Here is a 6641-nt window from a genome sequence, read left to right as displayed (position 1 = left end):
CGCTGCTTCGTCTACGGACTTCCGTGTTGAGACGACGGCATTTGCCGGGAAGGTTTCGTCGGGCCAGCCCATGGCGACACAGGTCTGGATGACTTGGTCGTCCGGGATGCCGGCCTCTTCGCGCACGACGGGGCTCTGCATGATGCCTTGCGAATTGATCACGCAACCGAGCCCGCGCGACCAGGCCGTGTTGACGATGCAATTGACCACGCCGCCGCAATCAAAGGGCGGGATGTCGCCGCCGGCCAGCGCCTTGTCATAAGTGATGACGATGGAGACCGGCGCGTCGAACTGGCGGAAGCCGCGCAGCACCCAGTCCATGCGCTTTTCCTTGTCGCCGCGCTCAATGCCCATTGCCTGAAACAGCTGGACGGCGATCTCGACCTGACGATCCCGGTGGACCCCGGCATAGGGCGGGCCCATGCGGAATTCGCGGCTGTCGGGCACGCCGGCGACATTGCGCTCGACATTGCCCTTGCGGATCCGGTCCAGCACCTCACCGGCCACGACATAGAAATTCCAGGGCTGGGAGTTCATCGAGGTCGGCGCGCGCATGGCGATTTCGAGGATTTCGCGGATCAGCTCTTTCGGCACCGGCTTGTCGAGATATCCGCGAATGCTGCGGCGTGATTTGACGACGTCATCATAATTCATGGCCGGGGCCTCCCTTTGATCTTTTGTTGCATGAGCCCTAGCGCCCCTGCCCCAACGTCAAAGAAGCGGGAAGTGTGGCTAGGCCGCGGTGACAAGGCCGGAGAGCTGGGCGGCGTCGCCTGCGAGGCTTTTCACCATGACGCGACGCGGGTCTTGCGGGCCGGGGAAGATGAGCTGGTGCTTCGGGGTGACGGTAAAGCCGATCTCGCCGAAATAGGCCGGCGCGCCGATCAGGACCGCGGCAGGCCAGCCAGCGGCCTTGCCGGCCTCCAGCGCTTCGCCCGTGACCGTCAGGCCAAGGCGGCTGCCCCTGTGCGACGGGCCAACGGCGACCGGGCCATAGAACAGGGCACGGTCAGCCTGCGGGCCTACCTTCAGGGGCCAGACACGGCAGACGGCAATCACCTTGCCATCCAGCACGGCGACGCGGTTGATCTCTGGCAGGGAACGGGAATATTCGCGCAGCCGCTCGGCCGTCTTGGCAAAATGGCCCGAACCGAAGGTGCGCGCGAAGAGGTCTTCGATCGCATCGGCGTGTAGGTCTGGCGTTTCGGGCACAATCTGAAGCATGGCGAGCGCGTGTACGGCGCATTGCCACCCGGTTCAAGCGACAGTTTCTTCCTGCGCCGATTTGGACGCAGTGGGTTTGCTGTATCCCTCGTCAGTATTTGACAGAGCAGCCATAGGGTTTGGAACTGGCGACTTCGACCGGTTCGCCCGCAGCCACGCTCTGCATGGCGGCGGAGACGTAATTGGTGGCAGTCTCGATGTCGGAAACGCGCGCCGACGGCGTGTCGTCAATCGCGCCCTGATAGGCGATCATGCCGTCGGCCGTGATGAGGAACATGTGCGGCGTGGTCTTGGCCTTGTAGAGGCGGCCAATATCGCCGCTCTCGTCGATGATGACATGCTCAGGCGTCGCGCCGCGCCCTTCATTCATGTCGAGGATTTCCGCGCCGGTGCGGTGGCCCTGCTTGCCGGGGGCCGAGGAGATGATGGACAGCCAGACGACATCGCTCTCGGACGCATCCGTCTGGAGGCCCTGCATATTGGCAGGCGGCACGGCATAATGTTTCTGCACGAACGGGCAGCCATCATTGGTCCATTCCAGGACGACCCGCTTGCCGGCATAATCCGACAGGGAGACGGTCTCGCCGGTGGCGGTCGTGCCGGTGAAGTCCGGGGCGATCATGGGCTCGCTTGCATCGGGGGCGGCCTGGGCCGTCGAGGCGATCAGGGCGCCAGCGCTGAGTGCCACAGCGGTGGCCATGCCAGCAGCGAGGGAAAAGTTGCGTCGGCTCATCATGATGCGGGATCCTCCAATATGTCGTGGAGTTCGCATCATGCTCACTCAGACGTGACAAGTCCAATCACAAGCTTTTGAGACAGCACTTCCGGCAGGATTTCCGGCTCGGTCGCCCCGGCGGCATACCAGAGATACATCGGCACGCCCGCCCGCTGGCGCCGCTTCAACTCCTCGGCAATGACCGGGTCCTTGCGGGTGAAGTCCGCCACGAGAAAAGCCACATCATGCGCGGCAAAAGCATTCTGGACGGCTTTTGACTTGAGCGTCGTCGCCTTGTTGAGCTGGCAGGTGGCGCACCAGGTTGCGGTGAAGTCCACGAAGACCGGGCGCCCCTCTGCGGTGAGTTCCGCAACGCGCTGCGGGCTCCAGGCTTCAGTTTCATATTTCTCCGCATACTGGGCGTTGCCCTCCCCTGCCGCCACCGACGAGTTCGCCGTCAGCGCGGGATAGACAAGCCCCGCGACCACGGCGATGGCAGCGACTGCCTTGGCGAGCGTGCCCCCGCCGCGTTTGGCCAGCCAGACGCCGAAGGCGATCAGCGTGCCGCCCGCCACGGTCCATGCAACCGCCGCCGGGCCAGAGACCGCACCAAGCGTCCACAGCAGCAGCGCCGCAGTCAGGAACATCGGGAAGGCGAAGAACTGCTTCAATGTCTCCATCCAGCGCCCCGGCTTGGGCAGCAGGCGCGACAGGCCCGGCACGAAGCTGAGCACCAGATAGGGCAATGCCAGGCCAAGCCCCATGGCGAGGAAGACAATCAGGACCGAGATCGCCGGACGATCCAGCACGGCCCCAAGCGCGGCGCCGAGGAAGGGCCCGATACAGGGCGCACCCACCACAGCGGCGAGCACGCCCGTAAAGAAGGCGCCCATCGAGCCACTGCGCGAGGCGAGGCTGCTGCCGGTATTCTGGATCGATGTGCCAAGCTCGAACATGCCAAGCAGCCAGAGGCCGATGACAAACATGATCAGCGTCAGCACGGCAACGGTTGGGCCGTTCTGCAGCTGGAAGCCGAGATTGGCCGTGCCGGTAGCTTCGCGGATCGCGATGATGGCGGCGGCAAGCGCGGCAAAGGAAAGGAGGACGCCGCCCGTATACCAGAGCCCGTGGCTGCGCACTTCGCTTTCATGGCCGGACGCGACCGCATGCACCATGCCCATCGCCTTGATGGAGAGCACCGGAAGGACGCAGGGCATCAGATTCAGGATCAGGCCGCCAATCACCGCCGCCAATGCGAGCGCGATCAGGCTTTGGCCACCTGCGCCGGACGATGCCGACCGGGCGGCGATGCCCGCCGTATTCTCGAAGACACTCCCCTGATCGGCGGCAATCGTATAGCCGGCACGGTCTCCGTCCGGGGTCTCGACGACGACAATGCCCTCAAGTGCTGCTTCCAGGCTGTCATCGGCAGGCGTGAGGCTGAGGGTGGCGCCGTCGCTGCCAAAACTGAGCGGCTGGTCTGCCGGATGGCTGATTTCATGGCCAAAGGGGTAGAACCGGATGTTGGAGCCGGGATCGAAGCCGCCTTCGGTTTTCAGGCTCAGCTTCCAGAGGCTGCTGCTGGCGTCGATACGCGCTTCGCCATCAAAATCACGCGGCGCTTTCGCGATCCATTTGCTGATCAGCATGCCATCTTCGATGTGCGGCTCGCTGGGGCCGACGGGCAAGGTCAGGCTCACTTCGGCGGTTTCGGGAATGCAGATTTCTTCGCAGATCAGATAATCAGCGAGGAGATTGAGCTGCACGCTGCCCATCGCATCGGCGGGAATGGTCAGCGGAAATGGCAGGACAAGGCGGTCATCATAGCCATAATCCATGATCTCCCCTTCCACGACCGGCAGCAGATGAGGAATGGGCCAGACAAAGGGGCCGATGGAGGCTTCGGTAATGTCACTGCCGTCCAGCACATCGACTTGCGGCGGCAGGCCAGCATCCCCGGCATTGCGCCAATAGACATGCCAGCCCGCATCGAGGTCCATCTTGATCGCGGCATAGAATGTTTCACCGGGCTCAACGCGTTCGCGTTCGGTAATCAGCTCGACCATGGCCCGGCCCCCATCGACGGGCTGGGCGTAGGCAACCGGCATCATCGCGATCAGGGCGGCGAGAAACGGCAGGGTGAGAGCTCTGATCATGAGAGGTCCTTTAGGCGGCATATGTACTGGTGTGCCCGTATGCCTGCGATTGGTCGCAGAATGAAGGGCCTCGCTCAAACGTGATGACACAGTGACCATGGCATGGCGCGCAAAAAAAAAGCGGCTCCGGATGGAGCCGCTTTTCCTGTTCGATGGGCGTGAAGCCTAGTTGACGGGCGCTGCGACCGCCTCGGTCGCCTGAATGCGGACCGCGCGCTGGATCACGACCTGCCAGTTCATCAGCGAAATCAGGTGCGCATAGATTGCGCCGAGGGCACCATTGCTGCGCAGTTCGAGGAATTTCTCGGTTGGCAGCGCGTTCAGCTTGTCTTCGGAAACGGCCCAATAGTCAGCGATCTTCTGCTGTTGGCCAACCGGATTGCCCTGATTGTCGCGCGGCTGGAAGGAAACCGTCTTCTGCTCCAGCAGATCCATATCCTTCAGGATGCGACCGAATTCGACGGTGGCCTGACGCTGGCGCTCGAATTCCTTACAGAATTCAATGGCGTCATTGGTGAATTTGCTCGGCTGGCCGTTTTCGAAGAAAGGCACTTCCGGCTGGTTGCTGACCATCGGCGCGGCGCGGTCGACGCACAGGACCAGACGGTCTGAGCCTTCATCAGACGCAAAGACGAATGGATAGCGGCGCACAAAGGCCGGCACGTAATGGTCGTCAGCCACGAATCCGTTATTGTCGACATACAGGTTCTGGCCCTGACGGATGCCCATCACGGCAACTGGTGTGCGTTCTTCGCCGACGAAGATCAGCGGGTAAAAACTCGCCGCTCTTCCGAATTCGGAAACCGTTACCGGTACAGCATGGGACTCCCGCAGGAACGCGAAAGGTTGTTCGATCTGTTTGACGCCAAGGCCAGCATGAGCTTCTGCAGACAGCGGCTGAGGCTGCTTGTAGAACATCACGGTGCCGGAAAGGTTCGGCTGTCCGCCCGCTGGCGGGGTTGCAGGTGTTGTGTTCACGTTGGAGACTCCCGAAATTGTTGCCGGATCGTTACCGGAAATAGCCACAGCCCACAACACCCCAAAGCGTGGGAACTACAGTCAGGAAAAGGTCATATTTCTCCAATGAAACTGCGCTTCCCAGCCTCAATGCGATCTGTTTTCCAAGGCGCTTTCAGCGGACTGGCTGTCCTGTCGCTGGCGGCTGCCTGTACGCCGGCTGTGGACGATGCGGGCACACCCCGCCGGATTGCGCGCCAGGTTGATGATCTGATGGCCTCGATTGCCGCGAATGAACTTGCTGACAATCCGGAAATGGCGACCCGGCTGGGCCTGTCCGAGGACGCCACCGGGTATGATTTCAACGCCTATCTCACCGACCGCTCCCAGGCCGCGTTTGAGCGGACACGTGTCAAACGGCTCGAAATCCTCGAAGCCTTGCTGGCCGCGCCGCGCCCGGTCGAAGGCGGGCAACAGGCCCGGCACCTCGACACGGTTATCCAGGCGTATGAGACCGCGGAATCCCTGTTTGTCGCCGGTCATGGCCAGACCGGTCTTGGCCACGCCTATCCCTATGTCGCCGATCATATGCGCGGGGCGTATATTGATGTGCCGGACCTGCTGACCGGCGCGCATCCGTTTGGCACCGCTCAGGATGCGCGCGACTATGTCAGCCGACTGGCGCAGCTTCCCGGTGCGTTGCAGGACGAGCGCCGCCGTCTTCAGGCTGATGCCCGCGCCGGCATCGTGCCGCCCGTATTCGTGCTGGAGCGTATGCAAACACTGGCGGAAACAATCGGCGCAGGGCCCGCCGAGGCACATTTGCTGGTCACGACCTTCAACAATCTCGCCTCAGGCGCGGATGGCCTCAGCCTGCAGGAGCAGACAGAACTCGCCGCCCGCGTCGACGCGCTTGTGCGCAATGACGTGCTGCCTGCCTATGCCGAGTTCGCCGCCGCGCTGGAGGCGCTGATGGACGACGCGCCGGAAGAGCCCGGCGTCTGGCAACTGCCCGGCGGGGATGTCTATTATGACGCCGCCCTGACGGCCTATACGGATGAAGGGATCACCGCCGGAGCCCTGCACGCACAGGGCTTGGCCGAAGTGGCCCAACTGACCGAAGAATTGATGGCCGCGCTGGAGGCACAGGAATTGGTTGAAGGCACGCTGACCGAACGGCTGGCGGCCCTGTCACTACTCGAAGGCCAATTGTACGAAGACACGCCGGAAGGGCGCGAGGCCCTGTTGGCACGCATGCGGACGCATATGGTTCGCGCAGAGACGAACATGGCCGAAATCATGCCCGGCATGCCGCGGACGGGCGTGACGATCCGTGCCGTGCCGGATTTTCTGCAAGCATCTGCCCCATCGGCCTTCTACAGCGCGGCCCCGGCCAATGGCTCGGCCCCGGCCCAGTTCGAGATCAATCTCAGTGATATGACGGACTGGCCGGACTTCATGCTGGCGACGCTGGTCTTCCACGAGACGATTCCGGGGCACCATCTGGAAAGCGCTCTCACCGCAGAGACCGCCAACCTGCCTTTGATCCGTCAGATGATCTGGAATGTAGCCTATGGCGAAGGCTGGGC

6 protein-coding genes are annotated in these 6641 nt (G+C 62.7%); 1 reads left to right on the top strand and 5 read right to left on the bottom strand.

Annotated features, from left to right (window positions below):
* The 5 genes from B4F73_RS03180 to B4F73_RS03160 all read right to left on the bottom strand — a co-directional run.
* Positions 1 to 654: nitroreductase (locus tag B4F73_RS03180; RefSeq protein ID WP_290482486.1), on the bottom strand; the 654-nt coding region annotated here is incomplete at its 3' end.
* Positions 655 to 732: 78 nt separating this feature from the next.
* Positions 733 to 1224, bottom strand: a complete 492-nt coding sequence (locus B4F73_RS03175; protein WP_290482485.1) for a GNAT family N-acetyltransferase — start codon at positions 1222 to 1224, stop codon at positions 733 to 735.
* Positions 1225 to 1315: 91 nt separating this feature from the next.
* Positions 1316 to 1960: a redoxin domain-containing protein gene (locus B4F73_RS03170; protein ID WP_290479992.1), complete on the bottom strand. Its 645-nt coding sequence runs from the start codon at positions 1958 to 1960 to the stop codon at positions 1316 to 1318.
* A gap of 41 nt (positions 1961 to 2001) precedes the next feature.
* The gene (locus B4F73_RS03165) at positions 2002 to 4095 is read right to left on the bottom strand and encodes a protein-disulfide reductase DsbD family protein (protein WP_290482484.1); all 2094 of its coding nucleotides are present in this window, start codon (positions 4093 to 4095) and stop codon (positions 2002 to 2004) included.
* Positions 4096 to 4260: 165 nt separating this feature from the next.
* Positions 4261 to 5073 (bottom strand): SapC family protein, encoded by an 813-nt coding sequence (locus B4F73_RS03160; RefSeq protein WP_242517403.1) that lies wholly within the window; start codon positions 5071 to 5073, stop codon positions 4261 to 4263.
* Between the two features lie 105 nt (positions 5074 to 5178).
* Between B4F73_RS03160 and B4F73_RS03155 the strand changes: the two genes are divergently transcribed.
* Positions 5179 to 6641: DUF885 domain-containing protein (locus B4F73_RS03155; RefSeq protein WP_290482483.1), on the top strand; the 1463-nt coding region annotated here is incomplete at its 3' end.

It is taken from the genome of Hyphomonas sp. UBA3601 (assembly GCF_002375605.1).
In the GTDB taxonomy this organism is placed as follows: Bacteria; Pseudomonadota; Alphaproteobacteria; order Caulobacterales; family Hyphomonadaceae; genus Hyphomonas.
Note: the sequence above shows the minus strand (reverse complement) of the source record. Positions and strands in the feature narration are given on the sequence as shown.

Bases quoted from the DNA above. Each gene is read 5' to 3' on its own strand.
- B4F73_RS03175 (WP_290482485.1), bottom strand. From the start codon at position 1,224: ATGCTTCAGATTGTGCCCGAAACGCCAGACCTACACGCCGATGCGATC.
- B4F73_RS03170 (WP_290479992.1), bottom strand. From the start codon at position 1,960: ATGATGAGCCGACGCAACTTTTCCCTCGCTGCTGGCATGGCCACCGCT.
- B4F73_RS03165 (WP_290482484.1), bottom strand. From the start codon at position 4,095: ATGATCAGAGCTCTCACCCTGCCGTTTCTCGCCGCCCTGATCGCGATG.